The sequence below is a fragment of the Psychrobacter sp. AntiMn-1 genome (genome assembly GCF_001854065.1).
Classification (GTDB): domain Bacteria; phylum Pseudomonadota; class Gammaproteobacteria; order Pseudomonadales; family Moraxellaceae; genus Psychrobacter; species Psychrobacter pacificensis.
This window is the reverse complement of sequence record NZ_CP012969.1, coordinates 1,522,625-1,545,815: the sequence shown is the minus strand read 5'-3', so window position 1 is coordinate 1,545,815 and position 23,191 is coordinate 1,522,625. Positions and strand designations below refer to the sequence as shown.

Below are 23,191 nucleotides of genomic sequence, written 5' to 3'. Positions count from 1 at the left end.
GTTACTATTCAATAAATAGCGTTTTACTATCTAAGTCATAGGTATAGAACGCTATTAAAAATAGTCATCTATCTGTAGAGGGATATCATAATGCAGCAGTTATCTGGTCTTGCCACGCAGCGCGGTGCTAGTGTGACAAACATCGTTCTCATTATTATGATGTTGGGGATCGCGGTTAAACTCCTAGTGGCCATTGTGCCTGCTCAAATTGGTGACTATCAGCTCACGAAACTTTTGAGTGCAGAGCTTAAAGTAGCCAATGACAATAACGAGACAGCCAAGCAATTCGTTGAGCGTGTTAATAAACAGCTATCCATCAATGCTGACTATGACACCAAGGCAGAAGATGTATTCACTTTTACCAATAAAAAAACGGGCCAATTGGCCATTCATAAAGAATATGCAGTAACCAATACGTTCTTTAGCAATGTCGATATTGTGAATCGTTTCGAAGGAGACATCGATATGGCTACAGCAGAATAAATAATTATAAGATAGGACAGCGCTTTAGTGTCCTCAACAAAATCCAATATAGACTCTTATTAAACTGAATCTGTAAAACAGAAGGGATAACCACAAGCCACGCATGAAACCAACTTCGCAACATTCCCAAGCGGTTCTTACTTCCAAAAAAAATAGCACGTCTGTCGACACGCTTGTTGTTAGCTCAGAATTTACTCAGCGCTTAGCAGTCTTAACGCGCAAGTTAGGCTATGTATTTAATGATTTGAGCCTGCCAAAGCTTGCATTGACGCACCGCTCATTTGACAGCAAAAAAAACTATGAGCGTCTAGAGTTTTTGGGTGATGCGCTTTTGGGCATGATTGTGGGTGAGGCTTTATACCATCGTTATCCTAATCAAAACGAAGGGCGTCTAACCCGTATGCGTGCAACTTTGGTCCGCCAAGAATCATTGGTTATTATCGCGCAAAATCTAGAGCTGTCTAACCATCTGATATTAGGCGTGGGTGAGCGTAAGGGTGGCGGCCGTAATCGTGCTTCTATATTGGCGGATGCGGTAGAGTCTTTGATTGGAGCCATCTATTTAGACAGTCAAGATATGGAGATTACTCGTCATTGCGTACTCTCTTGGTATGGAGACTTGATTGACAACGTCAATGACCAAAAAGCACTAAAAGATGCGAAGAGCCGTTTGCAAGAGTGGTTACAGTCTAAGCAATTTGATTTGCCAAGCTACGAGCTTATGGAAACACGTGGCAACGCTCCCCATCAAATTTTCGTAGTACGCTGTCACGTGAATATTCAAAACTGCTCTGATATTACTGAATCTGGTGAAAGTCGCCGCATCGCTGAGCAAAAAGCAGCAGAACTTATGATTAATCAGCTGCACAAACTTCCAGGATCCGCTAAAAAACGCTCTTAGCGAATATTCGCAGGTGATTATAGGCATATTTCTGAGTCAACAATGCCGCTTTTGCGTGATAAGACCTGAAGCGGCATAGACCTAATTTACCTTGTATACTACTTATTTCAAATATTACCAGCTGATATCCAATAGTAACTACACCGACAAACTATTAAGTCATATTTGGCTGGATATAAACCCTATAGGATCAACTTATGAGCAATCACCCTGATGTGCCATCGAATAATGAAGATAGTACTCAAAATATGATTGAAAATACAGATGTCGATACGAATGCAGATAGCGTAGAAGATATCACACTAGAAAACGATCTGGCGATTGAAGAGTTTTTTGCACCAAGTGGTAGTGCCCAGTTGGCTGATGATTTTAGATCAGGCTATGTGGCTATCGTTGGACGCCCAAACGTCGGTAAGTCAACGTTGATGAACCACTTATTGGGTCAAAAATTATCAATTACCTCACGTAAGCCGCAAACGACGCGCCACCGTATTCATGGCATTTTGTCCAATCACGAGATGCAGGCGGTGTTTGTCGATACGCCAGGCATCCATCGCAATGAAGTACGGGCTATTAATGAGCGTATGAATAAAGCGGCAGTATCCGCTCTAGTAGATGTTGATCTGGTATTGTTCGTTGTTGACTCAGATCAATGGCGTGATGATGATCTATTGACGCTGCAAAAGCTTGGTGAGACCGATTTAACGATCGTACTGGTCATTAATAAATCAGATACTTTAAAAGATAAAGGCAGCGTATTGCCGCTTATTGAAACCTTTAATGAAAGTTTTGACTTTGCTGATATCGTGCCAGTATCGGCGCTCAAGAACCAAAACTTAGATCGTTTGCAAGAAGTGATTGCCTCACATTTACCAGTTGCTGCACCTATTTATGATACAGAGCAAATCACTGACCGTTCAGAGCGATTCTTAGCGAGCGAAATCATTCGTGAAAAAATCATGCGTAGTGCTGGTGATGAAGTGCCATACGACTTGACTGTACAGATCGACGCGTTTAAAGACGAGCCTGCGCATACAGATCCAAAGACAGGGCGTCCACGTAAAGCCTGTACCTTTATTGATGCAACTATCTATGTTGAGCGTAATGGTCAAAAAGCCATTGTCATTGGTGATAAAGGCCAGCGCATCAAGCAAGTCGGTATGGAAGCTCGTAAAGACATGGAGCAGCTATTTGACAAAAAGATTATGCTAACGCTATGGGTCAAAGTCAAACGTGGCTGGTCTGATGACGAACGTGCATTAACCAGTTTGGGATATTGATAGCAATCACGCATAGTGCGGTTATATTGCTATCCATATGTTAAATGCTGAGGTAATAAACGATGCGTAACGAAGCGTTAATTGGCTACTTATTACATCAGCGTCCTTATCAAGAAAAGCGTGCGTTGTATTATCTTTTTTCTCAGCAGCATGGTGTGATACATGGTGTTGGGAAAAAAGGTGCACCGTTATTTATGCCTTTACAGCTATTTGCCACTGGCAAACGCGACTTAAAGACATTCACTCAAATCCAGATTACTTCGCAAACCACTCTCCAAACAAGTAACGAGCAAAAAGAAGGTACCTCTGCCACACTATCTACTGTACCTTATAGTAATATCAATGGACAGCACCAATATGCGGCGTTGTACCTTAATGAGATACTGTGGCGATTGTTACCGACCGAAGATCCAATGCCGGTATTGTGGCAACATTATCAGGACAGTTTACAGCAGCTGAAGCAACCTTTAGATAACACTGAGCTTCGTTTATGTTTGCGCCAATTTGAGCAGCACCTATTCAATGAGTTAGGTTTCACCTTAACGCTAACGCATGATAACATCGAACATACTATCGAACCTAATTGTGTATATCGCTTTTTACCTGATGTGGGGTTACTGCCAATCATGCAGAATGCTATAGAGTCCGAGCATTTAGAGAGTAGTACCGGACAGACTATATTTAAGGGTATCGATATTATCGAGATGGCCTACCTAGGTATCACTAAAGCAACGCTGAATAATTGGTCAAAGCTACATCGGCATCTGATAGATCATCTACTTGATTATCAACCATTACAAAGTCGGCTGCTATGGCAACAGCAACAACGTTATCAATAAAGAGATTATCATTTTTAAATCTATTGAGTTTAGGCCATGGCTTAACTTGTGGGAATATCGATACTGTTGCCTAGGCCGATGGTGTTGATGAGTTAAATATAGAACACGCTATGATTTAGGATTATAGCAAGCTGTTGTTATGGTAAAAAATGCGATGTATTAAAATGCTTAAAGGTAATGTACTTGCTACTTTGTCCGCATTCAATTACCCATCACAATCGGTAGGGTGGTCTTGATTAAGCTTCTGACTGACTCGACCGTTTTGATTGAAAGAAATTTGGTACATTGCATCATTATAGGTAGATGTGGGGCAGTACTTGATATGGCCAAAATGCCCCCGAGGTTTGCCACTATCCCCCCAAAATTTGATGTAATGGCGACCCGCTCCGACTCTGAGTTTCAGTGTACTATATTTTAAATTAAAATATTGATTGAGTACTAGAGTATCAGCATTTGTATCGAAGTTTTTGTTACCGTTTTTGTCTACGAATAATATAAGCATGTTGTCACTATTGCGGTCGCATTGTATACCGTCATTCGATAAACAAACCAATACATCTTGTCTAGTGATATAGCTTTCAGCTTTTGCCAAAGCGAGGGCGTTCTCTAATTGGGTTTTGACGCGTTTGGCTTCCATACGCGTTAATTGCGTCAATATGCTTGGCGTTGCAATCGCTACTATGATAGCAAGCACCGTTACAGTAACAATCAGCTCGACAAGAGTGAAGCCATTCCTACCTTTAGCTCTTAAAGCTTGCAAATGCATTGCAGAACGTTTATTACATATAGTTAACTGGTGTAGTGGAGCGTACAACTGATTTATTCGAAATATTAGCCTATCATGACTAAGCATTCCCTTCATCAAAGTAGATACAGGTAAAACCACTATCAGTAATCTGCGATAATTTGATGATGTTTTATAAAGCGATTTCATAGATTGCTACATCCTATGGCTTCAGACTTTCCAAATAGAATAATCGCGCCTATTTGCAACATCTAGCTAATCCATTATGTAGAAAAAATACTTGATGAAGATTAGGGCGTGTTGAACATTCGACCATGGCACTGACAGCGACTATTTTTTAGGCGATTCGATGTTAAAAATAATAAGTTTAGTCACTCTAAGCGCTTATTTTTAACGATGAAGCGGCAAAAAAGAGTCCTGTCCCCTGCTTTTATCGTTGGGGCTGATGCTAAAATTACCCCATACTGCGTTACAAATCTCGCTAAGGCATCTGCATTATCGTCGCTTTGTGCCTTGTCTGGAACCATTTTAGCGATCAGCAGTGCCTATTTGCAAATGTTCAACACGCCCTAGTATTTTGGTTTGTTGGCAGTATACAAAATTATTACTTTTTTATAAGTTACTTCGAATATCAAATAAAGTCGACTATTTTAATATAAACAGAATATATGTCTATTGTCAAAAAATGTTTCAATTAGTGAATAATGTGCATTAGGAATAGAGAAAAATTATTAATTGTAATAAAATATGTTCAAACGATAGGTGCTAGTTGATTTAGCATCTATCGTGAACTGACATACAAAAGATAAAAAGCGTAAGGTGTGTTAGTTCTAAGTAACTTAGAATGGCTATTGTGTTTTAGTTACAACATTATCGTGTAATAATGTGTAGCTCGTTAACGAAAAAAGTTGTAAACTGAATGGATAATCGCTAAGCTACTTCTTAATTGGTTTTGCTTTGTACCTAAAATGCGTAAAAGATGTCTAATTTAGAGCGTCTTGAAAATCGGTTTTGCTTAATGCATCACTAAAATTATCCTTTGGAGGAAGTCCATGAAACTGAATAAAATTGCTTTAGCACTGTTCGCTGTAACAGCTGTACCTCTAGCAGCTAATGCTGGTGTTACTATTAGCCCACTATTATTAGGTTATCACTACAGCGAAGGCGCTGATGATGATCAAGCTGAATTACTAGGCGACTATAGTGGTAGTGGTGATAGCTACTATAAAGAAGACGGTCTATATACTGGTGCCGCTTTAGGTATCGAACTTACTCCTTCTACTCAGTTCCAAGTAGAGTATGGTGTATCAGATACTGATGCTATCCGCCAAGACGGTTCTGATAACTTCGATGCAGAGCAAGAAATGATCTCTGGTAACTTCTTAGTTGGTACCGAAGAGTTCACTGGTTATACTGATAGCGCTCTTAAGCCATATGTGTTAGTTGGTGCTGGCCAATCTAAACTTGAGATTAAAGACTCTTCAGGTGACAAAGTTTCAGGCACTAAAGATACTATCGGTAACCTAGGTCTAGGTGCTATGTATCGTATCAACGATGCACTAAGCCTACGTGGTGAAGCTCGTGCGATTCATAACTTTGATAACAACTGGTGGGAAGGCATGGCCTTGGCCGGTCTAGAAGTTGTACTTGGTGGCCATCTAGCACCTACAGTAGCAGTACCACCAATGGAAGAGCCAATGGTTGACAACACTCCAGTAGTTGTTGTTGAAGCTGACCTTGATTCTGACGGTGATGGCGTACCTGATAGCATGGATGCATGCCCAGGCACTCCAATGAATGTGGTGGTTGATGAGCGTGGTTGCCCAGTACCAGTAGATATTACTGATGAGCTAAAAATGGAACTACGTGTATTCTTTGATAACGATAAATCAGCTATCAAAAACCAATACAAGCCAGAAATCGCTAAAGTAGCAGAAAAAATGCGTGAGTATCCAAACTCTACAGCTCGTGTAGAAGGTCATGCATCTAAAACTGGTCCTTCAGCACGTTATAACCAACGTCTATCTGAAGCTCGTGCCGTTGCTGTTAAATCTATGCTAACTAACGAATTCGGTATTGCTCCAAACCGTCTATCAACTGTTGGTTATGGTTATGACCAACCAATCGCATCAAACGATACTGAAGAAGGTCGTGCTATGAACCGTCGTGTTTATGCCATCATCACTGGTGACAAAACTATGACTGTTGAACAAACTAAAGATATGGTTGTTCAGTAAGTATTAGATAAATAATCGTATAGTTAGATATATGGTTACAAAAAAAGCCACCCAATCGGGTGGCTTTTTTTATTTATGTATTGAGAAAAGTAAGTTATTTCATAAATTTATGAATCAATAATGTTATACTAGCCACCCAAACATTCTGTAAATTGACAGAATGTACATTAGCATAGCTATCTGTACGATGAATTTATCGGCATAGATATTTGATTATATTGAGATTTTCTGAGTGATAGCATTTATTGTGTATCATCTAAAATTCAATATTTATCTTATTGATGATAAAAGTTTATCCAGCGGCGCTTATTGCTACTGCATTTTTTTAAGACGACACGAGCATTTTATATGGCGAACGATATCAAACACCTGCGTAACATTGCAATTATTGCCCACGTTGACCACGGTAAAACAACTTTGGTTGATAAATTATTACATCAATCTGGTACTTTTGGCGATCGTGCAAATATTGCTGAACGTGCAATGGATTCAGGTGATATTGAGCAAGAACGTGGTATTACTATTTTGGCTAAAAATACAGCCATTCGTTGGACAGATCAGACTTCAGGAACTGAATACCGTATTAATATCGTTGATACCCCAGGTCACGCCGATTTCGGTGGTGAAGTTGAGCGTGTGATGTCAATGGTTGATTGCGTACTTTTGGTTGTTGATGCTGTCGATGGTCCGATGCCTCAGACTCGTTTTGTAACGCAAAAAGCATTTGAACAAGGTCTAAAGCCGATTGTTGTTATCAATAAAATTGACCGTCCTGGCTCACGCCCTGATTGGGTAATGGATCAAATTTTTGATTTGTTCGATAATCTAGGTGCAACTGATGAGCAGCTTGATTTTCCAGTGGTTTATGCATCAGCGTTAAATGGTATTGCAGGTTTGGAAGCAGATGATTTAGCTGATGACATGACGCCACTATTTAAAACTATTGTTGATGTTGTACAGGCGCCGCAAGTTGATGCAGACGCACCATTCCGTATGCAGATCTCAAGCCTTGATTACAATAGCTTCGTTGGTGTGATTGGTATTGGTCGTATCCAGCGTGGTAAGGTTAAAACCAATACACCAGTTACTGTCATTGATAAACATGGTAAGACACGTAACGGCCGTATCTTAAAAATTATGGGCTACCATGGCCTTGATCGTATTGATGTTGAAGAGGCACAGGCTGGTGATATCGTTTGTATCACAGGTATCGATGCGCTTAATATCTCAGATACGATTTGTGATCCTAATAAAGTTGAAGCATTACCAGCATTAACAGTTGATCAGCCTACCGTATCAATGAATTTCCAAGTAAATAACTCACCATTTGCTGGTCGTGAGGGTAAGTTTGTCACTTCACGTAATATTCGTGAGCGTCTTGAGCGTGAATTGATTCATAACGTTGCACTACGTGTAGAAGACACTGAATCTCCAGATAAATTTAAAGTCTCTGGTCGTGGTGAGCTTCATCTATCTGTACTTATCGAGAACATGCGCCGTGAAGGCTTTGAGATGGGTGTTTCAGGCCCAGAGGTTATCGTAAAAGAAGTTGATGGTGAGCTACAAGAGCCGTATGAAAACGTTGTCTTCGATATCGAAGAAGAGCATCAGGGTTCTATTATGGAGCAGGTTGGTCTACGCAAAGGCGAGATGACCAATATGGAGCTTGATGGTAAAGGTCGTATGCGTATTGAAGCGACAGTACCAGCTCGTGGTTTGATCGGTTTCCGTTCTGAGTTTTTAACATTGACTTCAGGTAGTGGTATCATGACGTCAAGCTTCTCGCATTACGGTCCACAAAAAATCGGTGATGTGGGTGGTCGTTCAAACGGCGTATTGGTTTCTATGGCAAACGGTACTTGCCTAGGCTTTGCACTGTTTAACCTACAAAAACGTGGTAAGTTATTTGCTGAGCCACAGCTTGAAGTTTATGAAGGTATGATTATTGGTCTTAACTCTCGTAACGATGATATGACGGTTAACCCAACAACCGGTAAGCAGTTAACCAACGTACGTGCTAGTGGTACTGATGAAGCGTTGACGTTGACGCCAGCAGTTAAGTTCACGCTTGAGCAAGCGCTTGAGTTCATTCAAGATGATGAGTTGGTTGAAGTCACGCCAAAAGCGATTCGTCTACGTAAACGTTATTTGACTGAAAGTGAGCGTAAGCGTCACAGCCGTAGTAAGAAAAATGCATAATATCGACAGTATAAACTATTCAATCTTTTAGAGCGTTGATTTTCAACACCAAAATTTAATGTCTTTTAGACATCGGAGTAGTTAAAGAATTAGCAGTATAGGGTGAGCTATAGTGGTTCACTTTATACTGCTTTTTTTTGTTGTAATTTTGAAGAAATAAATACAAAATGAACATTAGTTTTGATGTGTTCAATGATTAACGTTAGAGTGAAGTATGATACTGATTATATAAAATATCTATACGCCTATAGATAATTTTTGAGGAGAATACAATGAGTATGGTTTCAGAATTTAAAGAATTTGCTCTAAAAGGCAATGTGATGGACTTAGCAGTTGGTGTTATCATTGGTGGGGCTTTTGCTACCATCACTAAATCATTGGTAGATGATATCATTATGCCAATTGTCGCTTTCATTGTAGGGGGCGAGATTAACTTTAAAAATATGCTTTTGGTATTGGGTGATGTGCCTAATGGGGTTGCTATGACCTACGATGCACTCAAAGAAGCTGGCGTTCCTGTATTAGCATATGGTAGCTTCATCACTGTACTCATTAATTTTCTAATTTTAGCTTTTATTATTTTTATGATGGTGAGAGTAGTAAATAAAATGCGTCGTACGGAAGCTGTAGAGGAAGCTGTAGTAGAGCCATCAGAAGAAGTACAGTTACTGCGTGAAATCAGTGCTAAATTAAGTAATACTCATATTGTAAAATAATAACGTACGGTTTAGTGGTAACAAAAAAGGCTAACTTTATGTTAGCCTTTTCTATTGTCTATTCATAAAGTCATATTTTTTGATTTATGCTAAAAACGATCAAACACAGTAGCTTATGGCGTGACAACCACGTAATCGTTAGTATTAATCAAAATCTCTGATGGTTGGTCAACGACAATACGCACAGTATTATTGTCAATAACTTGTGATTTATAATAGTTGTCTTCAGCAACTGTACAGCCTAAACATCTTCCCATAGCATCCCAAGGCTCAACAAATAATTTTTGCTGCGCTTGATCGGCATTTCCACCGATAAGAGAGAAGGGTAGGCTCACGATATAGGCGGCGGTACCAGCCACAGCATTGACCAGTTGTAATGGTTTACCAACAATCGTATCTACTACCATCGTCTCATACGAAGGGCCAAAGTCAGTTTCGTCTATTTCTATGGCTGCAAGAGTAGGTTGCATACTAGCAGCCATTAACGCTAAGGAAGTAAAGACAGGAAACAACTTTTGCTTAACTGCGCGTTTGTTTGTGGCTTTAACCGTCATAACGATATCCTAAAATTTACAATTAGTATGATTAATGGCTGCTGCTGTCTCCATATAGGAATATCGCGGCAACGACAGGTAGGGTAAGTATTACAGAAGAATAAATAGTGCGCACTATTTTTGTAAGCGCTAGCACTATTAAAGCAAGATGTACGCCAATAAGCAACAAGAATACATGGGATATTCTTATGTGAGTAAAAAAATATATCAAACTAGATTGTATTTATTTTGAAAATAGTAGCAGATTTGTCTTTAGTCAAGGTAAGAAATCATATGAGCACTAATTAAGCTTAAGCTAACGGCTGACAATTTGGACAATAAACGCTGGCTCTACCATTGAGCTTAACATTTTCTAGAATGGTATCGCATTTTAGGCAATGCTCTCCTTGCCTACCATAAACATTTAAAGTCTGCTGAAAATAACCCGTTTGACCACTCGCGACTGTAAAATCTCGTAGCGTTGAGCCGCCAAGTTTGATAGCCTTTTTTAATATATCTTTAATATTGTCAACTAAAATTATCAGCTGCTCAAGTGACAGTTGATTGGCTGGGGTAGCAGGGTGAATACCTGATAGGTAGAGGCTTTCCGTCGCATAGATATTACCGACACCTACCACGACTTTTTGTTCCATAATGACAGATTTGATAGCTCGTGCGATGGACTGTGTTCGTTTGGTCGATGGTTTTTTGTTAGAGCCTGTATTGTTATGATCTTTATCGGATAAGTTATTACGTTGAATAACGTTATAAAGATATTCTGCGGTAAAATCTTCCGAGAGTGGCTCAGGGCCCAAGTGGTCCAGTAATTTGCTACCGTAATCTTCATACCATAATACTGAGCCAAATCGTCTTGGATCGTAATAATGTAGCTGAGACTTTGCATTTTCAGAATCCCTAAATACTACTATTAGATGATCATGTTTACGTTTGTCAGTGCCATAACTGTGCTGCTGTAAACTACCTGACATGCCTAAATGAATCAAAAGCTTAAGTGGTGCTACCATGGCATCATTATCATTAAGCACTGTGGGCAAAAATTTAAGAACAAGATATTTTGCTCGGCGTTCAACGCTATCTAACGTGTAGTCAGCCAGACTACTTAAGTCATCTGGCATCGCCCAACGTAGTTTGGGTTGAAAGACCTTTATGTCAATCACCTGTTGTCCTAATAATGGTGCAAGGCTAGTCTTGGTGGTTTCTACTTCTGGCAATTCGGGCATGATGTTTTATGACAACTCTATTTTTGAGTGAATAATTGGTAGCTTAGCATGTCAACTAAGCCACAGCGCGACGAGCATGTAAGACACCGTGCTGTTGCTCTAGTTTCGCCAGTAACTTAGATAGATGCGCTAGCCCTGAAACTTCGATATGAAATTTCAAAAAGGCGATATTGTCATCGTTACTAAGCGTTTCAACTTTGCGGATATTGACGTTCTCTTTATCAATAATCTGTGTCAAATCACGCAACAGGCCGCGTCTGTCATACGCCTCTACGTGGATATCGACAGGCTGGTAGCGACCAGATTGTACTTGCCAAGCTGCCTCTATTTTGCGCTCAGGATCACGCTCGACCAAACGCAAATACTCAGGGCAACCGCGGTTATGAACGCTGACACCTCGCGATAAGGTAATGTATCCGGCAATTGGCTCACCATGTACAGGATGGCAGCAGCCTGCTAAATTGATTTCAATATTATCCAGACCGTCGATACGGATTTTGTAGGCATCGAGCTTGCTCGCATCTCTAGTATCGACGTGCGGTGCAAAGTTCTCTGGTGGTATCTCGGGTTCTAGATGCAGCTGCCGAGAAATATGGCTGGTTAGCTGGTTGAGACCGATATCACCTGTGACGAGCCCCACGATAATATCATCGGTCGTATTGACGTGGAAATGCTGGATATAGTCATTTAAGTCAATGCTATTGGGATGCACGGATAGGCGCTCAAGCTCTTTGCTAAGCATCTGACGACCTATTTCAATATTCTTATCACGGTCTTGTTTGTTGAACCATTGACGCAGTTTTGAGCGTGCGCGATTGGTATGAATATAGCCCAGTGAGGCGACTAGCCAATCACGATTGGGCTCACGCGATGCCTTAGTGATGATCTCAACTTGTTCCCCTGTTTTTAGCTGATAAGTCAATGGCACATAGCGCTGATTAACTCGGGCTGCCTGTGCACGGTTACCAACTTGGGTATGCACATAATAGGCAAAATCGAGAACGGTTGCACCTTTTGGTAGCTCGGTGATGTCGCCGTCACGGCTGAAAATATAGATACGCTCGAGCTCATCAAAATCAACGAGTTGTTCTTCTTCGTCAAGCTCCATGTCATCTAGCTCTTCGCCTGTCATGACAGCTGAGCGCGGCTGGTTACGGGTCTCGTTGTTAATAGACAGTAGCTGACGTAGCGAGCTGATTCTTTGATTTAAGTAATTGTCTTTTTTATTCTTCAGGCCTTCTTTGTAATTGACATGTGCGCACATGCCAAGTTCCGCCTCAAAATGCATCTCCTGAGTACGAATCTGCACTTCAAGCGATTTGTTTTCGGCAATGACGGCGGTATGTAGTGAGCGGTAGCCGTTTGACTTTGGGTTGGTAATATAATCGTCAAATTGCTCAGGAATATAACGCCACAAACCATGTACCAAGCCTAAGACGTGATAACAGTCTGAAGGATTATTGACCAATACTCGTAATGCACGAATATCATAAAGCTGGTCAAAGGATAAACCTTTGAGCTTCATTTTGCGGTAAATAGAATAGATATGCTTGACGCGTCCGGATACTTCGCCCTCAATGCCAGCATTCGCTAATGCCTCATTGAGCTTGTCTTCTACACGCTGAATATAAGACTCGCGTTCGCTTCGCTTTTCGGACAGTAGCTTGGCAATCTCTTTGTACCTATCGGGCGCAAGGTAGCGAAACGCCAGATCCTCAAGCTCCCATTTAAGCTGCGCGATACCTAGGCGATGCGCTAATGGGGCGTAAATAGTCATGACCTCACGCGCGACACGAGTTTGACGCTCTGGCCTAGAAAACGTCAACTCACGCATGGCAAAGGTACGCTCTGCCAACTTAATGAGTACCACACGCACGTCGTTGGTGACAGAAATGAGCATGCTATAAATATTTGATAGCTGGTCACGCTGATTATTGACGAAATGATCTTCTAAGCGTTTATTGCTCTCAATAATCTCTGAGAGTTTCCCCATTGCTAAAGTGTCTTTAACAAGGGCTAGGATATCCGCACCAAAATTTTTCTCAACTTCAGCAAGACTAATGATGGATTTGCGGGCACTGCGATATAGCATGGCAGCAACAAGCGCATCTTCATCTTGATAGAGATAGGTCAATATGTCTGTCATGCCAATACCAGTGACGTAAGCACCTGAGCGCTCAGATTCGCTAGTATTCATGTGACTACGGATAAACTCACAAGCAGCACTCAGATGAGGTACAGACTCTTGTCCGATACGCTTCGCCACATTGTCGAGCCAAGTGGGTACATCGATATTGGCTTGATCTAAATCAATGGATTCGAGCTCTTCATCTGAGAGCGTATAGGTGTTGTCCAGATACTCGTTTTCAAGCGCGGGATCGAGGCCATCATAAGTATGTGCCGCTGATCGATCAAACGTAGTATGTAGTTTGTGAGTTGACAGCTGGTATTTGATATCGAGAGGAATCTGGGCGTAGCTGTTGGCAGATTGGTGAGAGCGTTGGCTCGCTACCAATTGCGCCGCCAGTGTGGCACTGTCGGCCTGCGTGGTTTGTCCATCCACCAACGGCAACCCCTCACGAATTTTTACCATAGCCGACTCCTCTTAGCTATTTTGAATTGATTATAACCTCATCTACTATGCACACACTCTGAATGAACGATTCATAAAGTGCCAGCTATAAACCAATACAACTGCTAAAAATCTGATTTTTAGCAGCCATAAAATGCGCGTAAAATATATAAAGCTACGAGTACAAGTGCTGCTTATACGGCGATATACAGTATAAGAAGATTGTTTACTATTATCTCACTTTGAAAGGACAAATCAAGCTAGGCTCTGTAATGACTTTGGTTAATTATGTGAAATAGTCGTGAGCTATGGGCAAAATATTATCCAAGCTTGGTTTCAGTGTTGCGGTCATAATACGGCTACTTAAGAGGTTATTACGAATCATAAGATACGTATAAAAATCAGCTGTCTACTTTTTCAAAACGAGCGATAGACTCGACGTGTCCAGTATGGCAGAACATATCCATGACACCCGCATGCGTCAAGCGATACCCTTGCTCTAGTAATGCTTTGGTATCGCGGGCGAGGGTTGCTGGATTACAAGAAACGTAGACGATACGCTCAGCGTTGAATTTTGGCAAATACTGCATAATCTCCCAAGCACCAGAGCGCGGGGGGTCGATGAGTAAGGCGTCAAAACCCTGATTGGCCCAAGGTTTGTCAGTGCAATCTTTTGTCAAATCTTGACTATAAAATTCAGTATTGCTGATACCGTTACGACGAGCATTGTCAGCCGCACGCTTGGTCATGGCCTCACTACCTTCGACACCCACCACAGAACCTGTTTCACCAACGAGACGTGCTAGCGGCAGGCTAAAATTACCCAAACCACTAAACAGATCCAGTACTCGCTCACCTGCTTTTAAATCTAATAAGTCGCAAGCCAGCTTGGTCATTTGGCGATTGACAGATAAATTGACTTGGGTAAAGTCAGTAGGAATAAATTCAAAGGTCAAATCATATTCTGGCAGTTGATAATATAGGCGACCAAACTGCTCGCTTAGATCATCTGCCTCTGTCAAAGCGATACGTTCAATACTATCAGCGCCTTTTGACTGTAGATATAGCTGCCAATTGCGCGCTGCAAAGAATGCTTTTAATTTGTCTATATCAGCCTCTGACAGCGGCTCTAAGTGACGCACGATTAGTGCAACAGGTTGATTGCCGTCAGGCAATTCTGGCAATTGCTCACCCATCGCAAGCTCAAGCTGAGCAATCTTGTCACGGCTCTCTAACGTGCTGATGAGCGTCTTTAAGTTCTCAATTTCAAAACCGATGCGTGGGTCTAAGATATGGCATTCATTGAGCTCTGCCAAAAAGTTACTTGAGCGCTCACGAAAGCCGACCAGCGCGGTTTCTTTTTTGACGACATAGCGCACGCCTAGACGAGCCTTGGTGCGATAGCCAAGACGATCACCTACGACAGGTGCCAGCCAGTTATCAGGTTCTACATTGGCTTGATGCATGAGCATCTCAGCAAGTACGGACTGCTTAAAATTTATCTGCCCATCTGGCTGCCAGTGTTGTAAGTTGCAGCCACCGCAAACACCAAAATGTGGGCAAGGCGGCACAGCACGTTCAGGATTTGGATTGGCAGTGATGCTGATTGCATCGCCTTCTTCAAAGCTGGCACGGCTATTGGTGATTTTTACCAGTGCGCTTTCACCCGGTAGAGCAAAGCTTACAAATATTTTTTTGCCATGCTTATCTTCAGCATGGCCATCATCTACACCAAAACCATTGCCATAGATGGCAACACCGCGACCATCATGTGACAAACCATCAATGTTAAATGGAATCGGCTCTGCATCTTTTAGACGACGGCGCGTTTTTGATGATGGCTTAGATTTTTTCTTGCTGGGTGGAATGGCAATCTTTTGGCTATCATTCGTTTGAGTAACACCGTTCTGCGGAGCAGAATTGGCTATTGAGGTTTTGGAGTCGGTGGGTTGCATAAACCTGCCTTAATAATAAATAACTATAAGAGGAGAATAACAAACTGCTAATAATACGGTTTCTATAATTTGGGTGCCGATGACCAGTCAGCGATGAACTCTTGATGTCTTGGGCTACCATCGGCTTGGGTATATTGTGCTAGATAGTCGTAGCTCTGCTGTTGCCAAGCATCAAAGTCTGGTGAGGACAGCTTTCCTGTCAGACGTAGCCAACGAAGATAGATGAGCCAAGTGTTCATCACATCAGACTCACAATAGATGGAGAGTGTCTGCCAATCACCACTACTGACGAGCGCGCCCACCATGCTACCATCAACGTCAGTTTTGCCCGGTAATCCATATAAACTGGCGACGATATCCATGGCTTCGCGGCGACTGGCACCGTACTGACTAAATCTGTCCATCAAATCAAGATGACGCGTATGGAAACGATTGACGTAGTTATCAAAGCGCATATTTTTGATACGTTCACCTTCTTCAAACAGCCATGGCGCTGATAAATCATATTGCATAGCGCGATATATCAGTACAGGTATGTCAAAACCTGAACCATTCCAACTGATGAGCTGTGGCAAGGTTTCAAGATCACTGAATGCCCGAAAAAACTTGGTAAGAATGTCTTTTTCGCTAAACTTATCCGCGGTCAACGAAAACAACGATAACTTGCCATCTTTGATATATAAAGCGGAAATACAGACAATGCGCTGCAATGGCAAGCGCATAAAATCGTGTCCTGCTTCTTGGGTGCGTATCGCCGTTAACGCGCTCAACGTATCTGCATCATTAAGATCGGCCAATTGTGGATAGATACGGCGAGCTGCATCGATATCGGCGACCGTCTCGATATCAAAAACTAGTATAGGGTCGGACGGTAGAGCTTGTGACATAAAGAATCCTGCATTTTTATAAGCTTACTATGCTGCGTTATCTGCATCATTATCGATATGACTGTCATCAACATTGTATAAACCTGTCGATAAATAACGGTCTCCACGATCACAGACGATAAAGGCAATGACGGCATCGGGATTATTTTTGGCGACTTGCGTTGCTGCCCAAGCCGCTGCACCTGAGGATACTCCAGCAAAAATACCTTCAGTTTTTGCCAGTTTGCGCATGTAGACTTCAGCGATACGCTGATCGACATCCATGATCTCATCGACCAAGTCTGCGTCAAAAATACCCGGCATATATGCAGCAGGCCAACGGCGAATACCAGCGATAGAAGCGTCTTCATCAGGCTGCAAACCAATGATTTTGACGTCTGGATTTTGTTCTTTTAGATAACGTGAGACACCAGTGATGGTGCCAGTGGTGCCCATGGAGCTAATAAAATGGGTGATCTTACCGTCAGTTTGCGCCCACAGCTCAGGCCCTGTAGTCAGGTAATGCGCTTGGCTATTGTCAGGATTATTAAACTGATCCAGTACGATGCCTTTACCATCGGCTTGCATCTGCAATGCCAAATCGCGTGCCGCTTCCATGCCTTCATCGACTTCAATCAACGTCGCGCCGTAAGCAATCATGGCATCTTTACGCTCTTGAGTAGAGTTGGTTGGCATCAGTAATGTCATTGGATAACCGCGCATCGCCGCGACCATGGCTAATGCAATGCCAGTATTGCCGCTAGTGGCTTCAATCAACGTGTCGCCGGGTTTGATATCACCGCGCTGCTCTGCTTGATAAATCATATTAAAAGCAGGGCGATCCTTTACAGAGCCTGCGGGATTATTGCCTTCTAATTTGGCTAATAATGTGGCGCCATTTTCGATATGCTCTTGTTCAGGTAGGCGCTGCAATTTAACCAATGGCGTTTGACCGACACAATCGGCAAGCGTGGTCACGTGAGTGATAAAGTTAGCGTTTGACATGGCCGTTGCGGACATAAGAAATCCTTATTTATTTTCTAAAATATTTTTTGGGCGATAGGCTGTGATCGAATCACTATTTTTTATTGTCTGATCATCATTTGAGACAAGCGTTTTGTGTATTGGCTTATAGTGACAGATAAACCAAAACTTAACGGCAGTAGCATACGCTCTCATTCATCATGAGGGTAAACCATCTATTGTGGCAAATAAAAAGTTGCGTCATTATATCATTTTGTTGCTAGCTGCGCTTATTGCATAAAAGAATAATACTTGATGAAAGCGCCTTTTATTGGCAATTTTTTTAGGGACAAAAGCAGGTTTTATGGTGCCGCAACCATGCCGTTTAGTAACGTATGTATATTTGCTAGGTTTGCTTAAAGCCATATTGGTCAAAGTTTGTGTTTCATTCACCTTGAATGGGTAAACGCGATTTATAGAATCCTGTTAAGATAATCTTGAGCCATAAAAGGCGTATCTTTAAAAAACAAGCTAGCAAGCTTAAGCATTTTTTATGGTAGCGTAGAGACCGTAACAAAATTCACAGACAGCATTTTCGTAGAGAGTAGAGCGAGCATGGCATATAAAAAACGTTTCAATACCAGTAGCGCTTATGGGCAGCTGATCCTATTGGTGTTTTTACCCATCTGCGTGTTGGCGGCGGTAGGGGGTATTTTGGTATTTCACGAAACCATGCGTGCGAGCGATTCAGAGCAAGAGGCACTGGCTGAGGCGGTATTGATTCGTTATACACCAGTCATTGCAGAGCTGATTCCTGATTTGTTGGAGCAAGAACGTCAGCAAGCAAAAAGCAACACAGATGAGGCATCACAAAGTGCGATGACAACGCTCGAAAGCATACAGGATAAACTCGGGCGTATGCAGTCTGAGCAGCATGTACAGCGTATTGCTGTTATCAATGAAGGCAATCAAGTGTTGGCAACCGTAGGCTATGGTCTGAACGAGAAATGGCCGCTAATCAGTGACTCAGCAAAGTTTTTATCGCAAAAACCAACGCCTGTAGGCACGGCATATGGCAGCGTGTTGGGTGAGTTTGAGGGGCAGACGTTGTGGCTACTGGTCGATATGGACAACGAGCCACTTTATATCGCCCGTTATCGTATCGCGATGGCGCTGGTGATTACCGGTCTGTTTACCATTCTGATTTTATTACTCAGCTTAAATATTTACTCAAAGCGTTGGATTGCACCTATCTATGAGCTGCGTTTGCAATTACAACGTACCCATGTTGATAACTTATATCAGCCTGTACCAGTAGAGTCAGATGGTGAGCTTAATTTATTACAGCAAGATTTGGTCAAGACATTTCGTCGCCTCCATAGAAGTTTTCAGGAGCTCAAGGATCATGCCGAGCAAACCGAAGACGATCTGCGTTTGGCATTTGATGAGATGGAAATGCAAAACATCTCTATTCGAAATGCGCGTGATGCTGCCATCTCAACCAGCCAAGCCAAATCCGCATTTTTGGCCAACATCAGCCACGAGCTGCGCACGCCGTTGAACAGTATCGATGGCTTTATTAACTTATTAGCGCGTCACGGTGAGCTCAATCCTGAACAGGATTTATACGTACAGACTATCCGCAAATCCTCAGCTCACCTACTTGCTTTGGTCAATGATGTTTTGGATTTTTCTAAGATTGAGGCGGGCAAGTTGGTGCTTGATCGTCATGAGTTTGATTTGTATGACACCATTTATGATGTGGTTGATATGCTCTCTCCTGTCTCTGCCGAGAAAGGGCTGCGCATGGCTGTCTTGTTCTATAACGATGTGCCAATGCGTATCAATGGCGATGCGCTGCGCCTCAAGCAGGTATTGACCAATATCGTTGGTAATGCCATCAAGTTCACAGATAGTGGCGATGTGGTCGTACGGGTCAGCTTGGATGATCACCGTGATAACTATCTAATGATTAGCGTGCAAGACAGTGGTAAAGGCATCTCGCTTGCTGATCAAAAAATGCTGTTTCAGAGCTTTAGCCAAGGCGATCCGTCAATCACGCGCCAGTATGGTGGTACGGGGTTGGGTCTGGTTATCTCCAAGCAATTAACGCGTCTGATGGGCGGCGATATCGGCTTTCATGACAATGCTCAAGAGAACATCGCCAACCAAGGCGCGACGTTTTGGTTCCGTATGCCAGCCCATGTCGATGTGCTAGAGGCACCAACTGGTCAGACCATTGAGCTGCCAGTATTGGCACCGCTTGCGAGCGAGACAGATGAGTTCAACGTCTTGGTTTGGATCAGTCATACGGCCTCAATACAAGTGTTGAAGGCCAGCTTGCAGTACTTGCCGATTAAGCTCACCCAAGCCAATTCATTGCCAGGGGTGCTTGAGTCACTCAAAGAGCATGGCAACTTTTGGGATTGGGTCATCGTCGATGATGACACGCAAGACGATATGATGGCGTTACTCAAGCAAATCCGTCTCCATTATCAAGGCAAACTTGCTGTGTTTGGCTATCAAGTGGCAGCTGACCAAACACTGCTAAACCGCTATCAAGCCAATATCTTGTATGAGCCATTGGACAAAAGACAGCTATATGCAATGCTTGATACACAAAACCGTAGCATGCCAAAGAGCTTACAAGAGCCGCGCTGGAAAGGGATTACCGTGCTGGCAGTTGATGATCATCTACCAAATTTGTTGGTGCTTGATGCGCTATTGAGCGAGCTTGGCATACAAGTCATTACAGCGAGTAGCGGCTTTGATGCCATAGAAATTATCAGTAAACAGCAAACCAAAAATGTCAAATCTGCTAAAAACGATAAGCAGAGTCTGTCGAATAAAACGCAACTCTCAAAAGCCGAGACACGCGATGATGTCAATAAAAAATCCAGCACCTCCCTGTATGCTGAAGAGAGTGCAAATGACGATAAAACAGCTACTCAAGATAAAAATCATATCGATTTGATATTTATGGATATCCAAATGCCGCGTATGTCAGGTCATGAAGCAGCGAAGCAAATTCGGAGCATTGAAGCGGCTGATAGCCGTATTCCTATTATTGCTCTCACCGCACATGGCTTAGCGGATGAGCGCGACAAGCTGATCGCCAGCGGTATCAATGACTACGTTGGCAAACCAATTAGCCAACCTCAGTTATTGCAAGTACTCCAAAAGTGGCTAGGCCGGAAAAGCATCACACCGCAAATAACGGCATTGGCTGATACTGATCTGCAAGCTTCTAATTTGCAAAGCATCGATTTACAAAATACCGACTCCGAAAATATACACCTCACAGAACAATCGACGCCGCTCTCGGATCAAAAGACCCCAATTTATCCGATGGTCAAAGACAACGAACGCGTTCGTAATAGGACTGAAATCACAGAACCGCCAAAAGTCACTCGACCATTATCACTGAAAAAAATCCGTGATGACTACTTGCGTGACAGTCAGCCACGTGACGATTATAGACGAGAGACCACCCGTGAGAACCAGCCTCGCTATGAGAGCCTACGTTTATACAAGCAAGGGCAAGAATCATTATTATATCCACCAAAAGAACCGACAGATAATTCTGCTGAAGACATAACAGCGAATATGGACAAAAGGCTATATGAGCAAACGGATCACAACCTCCATCAAAAAAACCTCAGTACAATGGATACGTCTGATATTTTAGACTGGCAAGATGCGCTTACTCGCTCAGCAAACAAACCTGATTTAGCAGCCAAGCTCATCATTATGATGCTCGATACGATTAACGAGGAAAAGCAAGCACTGACTCAAGCATGGGAAGCTCGTGATCGTAACTTATTGGCACAAATCGCCCATCGCATATTGGGCGGCAGCCGTTATACAGGAGTGCCGCAGCTACGTCAGGCCAGCCAAGATTTGGAAGATAAGTGTCTGCTGAATGTACAGCATACGACACCTGTGCAATTTGCAATGATTGAGCCTTATTATGAGGCATTATTAACGGCGCTAGACAACCTGCAAAAGGTAGATTTATCATCTTATCCGCAGCTTAATTATCATCGTTTGAGCGAAAATGACATGACGTGGAAAATGATTTAGAGCAGGTAATCGGACCGTTATTATGCGATGTAATAAGTGAATTGCATACGATACCGATCACTAGCGGTCAGATAATGTGCGAATATTAAAAGGCAGACGCTTGATACAGTATCGTAGCAGTCAGTTATTGCTACGGTAGAGTAGGGTTAAGCCTGCTAATATTGTGACCATCATTACTAGGGCGTGTTGAACATTCGCAAATAGGCACTGCTGATCGCTAAAATGGTTCCAGACAAGGCACAAAGCGACGATAATGCAGATGCCTTAGCGAGATTTGCAACGCAGTATGGGGCAATTTTAGCATCAGCCCCAACGATAAAAGCAGGGGACAGGACTCTTTTTTGCCGTTTCATCGTTAAAAATAAGCGCTTAGAATGACTAAACTTATTATTTTTAACATCGAATCGCCTAAAAAATAGTCGCTGTCAGTGCCATGGTCGAATGTTCAACACGCCCTATAGTTATTTTATTCATTAATAAGGATTATTATGAACGTGGTTGCCAGTTACCAGTATGAAACATTACAAGTGCATGTCGTAGACAATATATTAACGGTCACCTTAAATCGTCCAAATAAAAAAAATGCCATGAGCTTTCAAGTCATAGATGAGCTGATTATGGTGGCAGAGCGCATTAGCAAAGACAAAACGATACGCGCGGTTATTTTAAATGGTGCAGAAGGCACATTCTGTGCAGGTATTGATTTAGGGGATTTAAACCATCCCAAAAACCAAGCCTTTGCTATTTGGGAGCTGATTAAGCCTTGGCAAAGCTCATTCCAACGTGTCTGCTTGGTGTGGCGTGATCTACCAGTACCTGTCATCGCGGTACTAGAAGGCTACTGTATTGGCGCTGGGCTACAGCTAGCATTGGCTTGCGATGTGCGTATTAGTCATCCGGATTGCCAGCTGTCTATTATGGAAGCCAAATGGGGTTTGGTACCGGACATGGGATTGACGCAATCGGCATTTGGGGTGGTACGAGAAGACGTTCTCAAAGAGCTTGCCATGACGGCGCGCATCATCAATGCCAATGACGGCAAAGAATTAGGATTAATCAGTCATTGTAGTGAGACGCCGCTTGAGCAAGCACAGCAGCTGGCGGCTGAGTTTGCTGAGCGTTCTCCTGATGCTGTGCTAGCGAGCAAACGCGTAATCAATGCGATGTATGAGCAGCCTGCAACTACCTTATATAAAGAAAAAATCTGGCAAATTAAGATGATGCTTGGACGCAATCGTAAACTTGCTCTGAGAAAAGCAAAGCAAGCTAGCACGGTGTTTAGCAAACGTCAGTTCCGCTAACGTTCTTTAATTTTGGTAGATATTGTCTTAAGGATTTTATCTGAGACAATTTCGGCCTCAGTACTTAGATTAAAAGTACGCCAGACATATTTTGATAAATTACGTTGATTGTTTTTAGTTGTTAAGGCTTGTTTCATTAGTCCCTTATGGCTATTGAAATCCGAGTGGACAGCACGATATAACACTGTTTGCTTGCACAGATTTAGATAAAGATGCACTATTGTCGTTAAAAATATCTATTTCATGCATCTTACAAGCGCTTAAGTAATCATCACTA

General features: G+C 42.4%; 16 protein-coding genes. 9 read left to right on the top strand and 7 right to left on the bottom strand.

What is annotated here, in order from left to right:
- Positions 1-90 precede the first annotated feature (90 nt).
- From AOT82_RS06480 to recO, 4 genes are all read left to right on the top strand, one after another.
- Complete coding sequence (locus tag AOT82_RS06480; RefSeq protein WP_223334848.1) at positions 91-483, top strand: DUF4845 domain-containing protein; 393 nt, start codon at positions 91-93, stop codon at positions 481-483.
- Positions 484-586: 103 nt separating this feature from the next.
- Positions 587-1,384 (top strand): ribonuclease III, encoded by a 798-nt coding sequence (rnc, locus tag AOT82_RS06475; protein ID WP_071002298.1) that lies wholly within the window; start codon positions 587-589, stop codon positions 1,382-1,384.
- A 248-nt stretch (positions 1,385-1,632) separates the two neighbouring features.
- Positions 1,633-2,664 (top strand): GTPase Era, encoded by a 1,032-nt coding sequence (gene era / locus AOT82_RS06470; RefSeq protein WP_083328981.1) that lies wholly within the window; start codon positions 1,633-1,635, stop codon positions 2,662-2,664.
- 62 nt (positions 2,665-2,726) lie between these two features.
- Positions 2,727-3,503: a DNA repair protein RecO gene (gene recO, locus AOT82_RS06465; protein WP_071002297.1), complete on the top strand. Its 777-nt coding sequence runs from the start codon at positions 2,727-2,729 to the stop codon at positions 3,501-3,503.
- A 205-nt stretch (positions 3,504-3,708) separates the two neighbouring features.
- On the opposite strand, the gene AOT82_RS06460 is transcribed toward recO, so the two are convergent.
- Positions 3,709-4,437 (bottom strand): GspH/FimT family pseudopilin, encoded by a 729-nt coding sequence (locus tag AOT82_RS06460; RefSeq protein WP_227517195.1) that lies wholly within the window; start codon positions 4,435-4,437, stop codon positions 3,709-3,711.
- Positions 4,438-5,300: 863 nt separating this feature from the next.
- Between AOT82_RS06460 and AOT82_RS06455 the strand changes: the two genes are divergently transcribed.
- The 3 genes from AOT82_RS06455 (at position 5,301) to mscL (ending at position 9,400) form a co-directional block, all read left to right on the top strand.
- Positions 5,301-6,485 (top strand): OmpA family protein, encoded by a 1,185-nt coding sequence (locus AOT82_RS06455; protein ID WP_071002296.1) that lies wholly within the window; start codon positions 5,301-5,303, stop codon positions 6,483-6,485.
- Between the two features lie 348 nt (positions 6,486-6,833).
- Complete coding sequence (typA, locus tag AOT82_RS06450) at positions 6,834-8,684, top strand: translational GTPase TypA (protein ID WP_071002295.1); 1,851 nt, start codon at positions 6,834-6,836, stop codon at positions 8,682-8,684.
- Between the two features lie 272 nt (positions 8,685-8,956).
- Positions 8,957-9,400, top strand: coding sequence for a large conductance mechanosensitive channel protein MscL (gene mscL, locus AOT82_RS06445; RefSeq protein ID WP_058025799.1), 444 nt, complete (start codon positions 8,957-8,959; stop codon positions 9,398-9,400).
- 113 nt (positions 9,401-9,513) lie between these two features.
- Here the strand turns inward: mscL and AOT82_RS06440 are convergent, their stop codons facing one another.
- The 6 genes from AOT82_RS06440 to cysM all read right to left on the bottom strand — a co-directional run bounded on the left by AOT82_RS06440 (position 9,514) and on the right by cysM (position 17,572).
- The gene (locus AOT82_RS06440; RefSeq protein WP_071002294.1) at positions 9,514-9,954 is read right to left on the bottom strand and encodes a hypothetical protein; all 441 of its coding nucleotides are present in this window, start codon (positions 9,952-9,954) and stop codon (positions 9,514-9,516) included.
- A 290-nt stretch (positions 9,955-10,244) separates the two neighbouring features.
- Complete coding sequence (gene mutM, locus AOT82_RS06435) at positions 10,245-11,174, bottom strand: bifunctional DNA-formamidopyrimidine glycosylase/DNA-(apurinic or apyrimidinic site) lyase (protein WP_071002293.1); 930 nt, start codon at positions 11,172-11,174, stop codon at positions 10,245-10,247.
- A gap of 55 nt (positions 11,175-11,229) precedes the next feature.
- Positions 11,230-13,767, bottom strand: a complete 2,538-nt coding sequence (locus AOT82_RS06430; RefSeq protein WP_071002292.1) for a RelA/SpoT family protein — start codon at positions 13,765-13,767, stop codon at positions 11,230-11,232.
- A 380-nt stretch (positions 13,768-14,147) separates the two neighbouring features.
- On the bottom strand, positions 14,148-15,701 hold the full coding sequence (gene rlmD, locus AOT82_RS06425) for a 23S rRNA (uracil(1939)-C(5))-methyltransferase RlmD (RefSeq protein ID WP_083328877.1): 1,554 nt from the start codon (positions 15,699-15,701) through the stop codon (positions 14,148-14,150).
- Between the two features lie 62 nt (positions 15,702-15,763).
- Positions 15,764-16,588, bottom strand: coding sequence for a 3'-5' exonuclease (locus AOT82_RS06420; RefSeq protein ID WP_071002291.1), 825 nt, complete (start codon positions 16,586-16,588; stop codon positions 15,764-15,766).
- Positions 16,589-16,615: 27 nt separating this feature from the next.
- Positions 16,616-17,572 (bottom strand): cysteine synthase CysM, encoded by a 957-nt coding sequence (cysM, locus tag AOT82_RS06415; RefSeq protein WP_071003687.1) that lies wholly within the window; start codon positions 17,570-17,572, stop codon positions 16,616-16,618.
- Between the two features lie 573 nt (positions 17,573-18,145).
- Between cysM and AOT82_RS06410 the strand changes: the two genes are divergently transcribed.
- Positions 18,146-21,613 carry an ATP-binding protein gene (locus AOT82_RS06410; protein WP_071002290.1) on the top strand — a complete coding sequence of 1,156 codons (3,468 nt, stop codon included), beginning with the start codon at positions 18,146-18,148 and terminating at the stop codon, positions 21,611-21,613.
- A 488-nt stretch (positions 21,614-22,101) separates the two neighbouring features.
- A complete protein-coding gene (locus tag AOT82_RS06405) occupies positions 22,102-22,914 on the top strand; it encodes a crotonase/enoyl-CoA hydratase family protein (RefSeq protein WP_071002289.1) in 813 nt (270 codons plus the stop codon).
- Positions 22,915-23,191 lie beyond the last annotated feature (277 nt).

Excerpts from the sequence above, each read along its gene's own strand:
- AOT82_RS06480 (WP_223334848.1), top strand. The coding sequence starts at position 91 with ATGCAGCAGTTATCTGGTCTTGCCACGCAGCGCGGTGCTAGTGTGACA.
- rnc (WP_071002298.1), top strand. The coding sequence starts at position 587 with ATGAAACCAACTTCGCAACATTCCCAAGCGGTTCTTACTTCCAAAAAA.
- era (WP_083328981.1), top strand. The coding sequence starts at position 1,633 with ATGATTGAAAATACAGATGTCGATACGAATGCAGATAGCGTAGAAGAT.
- recO (WP_071002297.1), top strand. The coding sequence starts at position 2,727 with ATGCGTAACGAAGCGTTAATTGGCTACTTATTACATCAGCGTCCTTAT.
- AOT82_RS06460 (WP_227517195.1), bottom strand. The coding sequence starts at position 4,437 with ATGAAATCGCTTTATAAAACATCATCAAATTATCGCAGATTACTGATA.
- AOT82_RS06455 (WP_071002296.1), top strand. The coding sequence starts at position 5,301 with ATGAAACTGAATAAAATTGCTTTAGCACTGTTCGCTGTAACAGCTGTA.
- typA (WP_071002295.1), top strand. The coding sequence starts at position 6,834 with ATGGCGAACGATATCAAACACCTGCGTAACATTGCAATTATTGCCCAC.
- mscL (WP_058025799.1), top strand. The coding sequence starts at position 8,957 with ATGAGTATGGTTTCAGAATTTAAAGAATTTGCTCTAAAAGGCAATGTG.
- AOT82_RS06440 (WP_071002294.1), bottom strand. The coding sequence starts at position 9,954 with ATGACGGTTAAAGCCACAAACAAACGCGCAGTTAAGCAAAAGTTGTTT.
- mutM (WP_071002293.1), bottom strand. The coding sequence starts at position 11,174 with ATGCCCGAATTGCCAGAAGTAGAAACCACCAAGACTAGCCTTGCACCA.
- AOT82_RS06430 (WP_071002292.1), bottom strand. The coding sequence starts at position 13,767 with ATGGTAAAAATTCGTGAGGGGTTGCCGTTGGTGGATGGACAAACCACG.
- rlmD (WP_083328877.1), bottom strand. The coding sequence starts at position 15,701 with ATGCAACCCACCGACTCCAAAACCTCAATAGCCAATTCTGCTCCGCAG.
- AOT82_RS06420 (WP_071002291.1), bottom strand. The coding sequence starts at position 16,588 with ATGTCACAAGCTCTACCGTCCGACCCTATACTAGTTTTTGATATCGAG.
- cysM (WP_071003687.1), bottom strand. The coding sequence starts at position 17,572 with ATGTCAAACGCTAACTTTATCACTCACGTGACCACGCTTGCCGATTGT.
- AOT82_RS06410 (WP_071002290.1), top strand. The coding sequence starts at position 18,146 with ATGGCATATAAAAAACGTTTCAATACCAGTAGCGCTTATGGGCAGCTG.
- AOT82_RS06405 (WP_071002289.1), top strand. The coding sequence starts at position 22,102 with ATGAACGTGGTTGCCAGTTACCAGTATGAAACATTACAAGTGCATGTC.